The 2,039-nt window shown below is 34.5% G+C and carries 2 protein-coding genes; both read left to right on the forward strand.

Annotation, left to right across the window (positions count from 1 at the left end):
• The coding region (locus tag WKT20_RS17920; protein WP_340417852.1) for a hypothetical protein at window positions 1-198 on the forward strand (198 nt) is incomplete at its 5' end.
• A gap of 11 nt (window positions 199-209) precedes the next feature.
• Window positions 210-1,646 (forward strand): RagB/SusD family nutrient uptake outer membrane protein, encoded by a 1,437-nt coding sequence (locus WKT20_RS17925; protein ID WP_340417853.1) that lies wholly within the window; start codon window positions 210-212, stop codon window positions 1,644-1,646.
• The last annotated feature ends 393 nt before the right edge of the window (window positions 1,647-2,039 follow it).

The raw sequence follows: 2,039 nt of genomic DNA on the forward strand, positions 1-2,039 counted from the left end.
CGTCTTTCTTATTCACTTCCACAAAAATGGATTAATAAAGCACAACTAAACAATGTACGCGTCTTTATCTCAGGTAGCAATTTGCTAACTTGGACCTCATATAAATATGCTGACCCAGAAATGCCAGTAAATGGAATCCCAACAATGGGACTTCCCAATCTAAAGACCGTTACATTTGGTATTGAATTAGGAATTTAACAAAAGAAACAATGAAAACAACTATAAATACTATATTTGCAGCTATGCTAACAGGAGCTACATTGTTGTCTTCGTGTGATGATTATTTGACAACACTGCCTAGCGATTCGTTAGTTAGCGAAGGAGCAATTACGACTGAGGAAGATACAAAAACTGCAGTAAATGGCCTTTATCAAGGACTTATCAGTGTAACAGATCCCACAAGTAACGTATCTTATAATTATTATGGAACTGATTTTATCACTCGCCCAGAGGTTGGAGGTGATGATATACAAACCCGCATGGTTGGAGATCGCACCGAGAATTTCTATCGTTTTACCGATAGGCAAAATAATGCCAAAGAATCACTTTGGTATGTTCCCTATGTATTGATAAACCGTGCAAATGTTCTTTTAGAAGCCATTGAAGAAGGTAATATCCCAATGACTGATGTCACAAAAAATTCACAAGGCGAAGCATTAGCTATTAGAGCCTTAGCACATTTCAACCTTCTGATTACCTATGGAGCACCTTATCAAAAAGATAATGGAGCATCTTTAGGAGTTCCTGTTGTTACATCAGTACTTGATGCTACAGCTTTACCAGAACGCCTTACCGTTGCGCAAGGATATGAAGCGGTTCTAACAGATTTAACAAATGCTTTAAATCTGATAAGTGAAAATAAGACATACGGTCATATCAATCGTTGGGGAGTAAAAGCCCTAATGGCCCGTGTTAATCTATACAAAGGAAATTATGATGAGGCTTATAATTATGCCAAAGATGTCGTTGAACATAGTGGATACACTTTGGTTCCTAATTCTGAATATATTGAAATGTGGGGAAAACGTGAAAATAGCGAGTCAATCTTTGATTTAGACTTATCCTCTACAATGTATAGTGGATCTAGAGAACTTATTGGAGCCGTTGTTGCACCAAGTTCATATGGAGCAATGGTAGCTACTACAGATTTTTTAAACTTATTAAATGAAGATCCTTCAGACGTACGATTGGGACTACTAATTAATGATAAAGAAGGTAAAAAACGGGTTATAAATAAATACCCGGGGCTTGATGGTAACGTAATTGTCAACAACATCCGGGTTATCCGCTTGTCTGACATTTATTTGATTGGAGCAGAAGCTGCATTAAGAAAAAATACTCCCGACCAAAAACTAGCCGATGAATACCTATATCAAATACGACATCGTGCGAACCCTAACAACACTAAAATTACAGCAACTATTGACTTAATCAAGAAAGAACGCAGAAAAGAACTAGTGATGGAAGGTCATAGACTATATGACATTTTACGTGTTGGAGATACTGTTGAAAGAAAAGGAGGAACACATTTCTTAAATGGAGAAGATTTGATAACCGTAAACTGGAATGATTATAGAACTATTATGCCTATCCCTCAGGCGGAAATTGATGCTAATCCTCAGATTAAACAGAATCCCTCATATTAATAGATTGAGAAGTTTTTCTTGAATTTATAATATATAGAAGCAAAAAGCATTGTCTTCTTATTTATAAATTCCGAGAATTATTATAGGAAACTTACCCAAGTTGCGTAGCGTATTCTTGGGTAAGTTTTTTTCTTAGTATGCTCTCTATTTTATTATAAGACATTTTCTTTAAACTACTTAATATATAAGTGGCTCAATATATATAGTTGTAAAATAAGAAATTTCATACTCTTAAAACAATATAAGGCAGGAAAACATATTTTATTGACAAATGAAAACGCGTTTACTGAATAATGTATGGAATTTTATTTGTCTTGTATGACTCAATAAATTCGTTTTGAGCTAATATATTCATCTAATTATATAAAAATGACTTATTCAGAGTATAATCTG

The organism is Phocaeicola sp. ICN-14070 (genome assembly GCF_037892625.1).
In the GTDB taxonomy this organism is placed as follows: Bacteria; Bacteroidota; Bacteroidia; order Bacteroidales; family Bacteroidaceae; genus Phocaeicola; species Phocaeicola plebeius.

Excerpts from the sequence above, each read along its gene's own strand:
- WKT20_RS17925 (WP_340417853.1), top strand. The coding sequence starts at position 210 with ATGAAAACAACTATAAATACTATATTTGCAGCTATGCTAACAGGAGCT.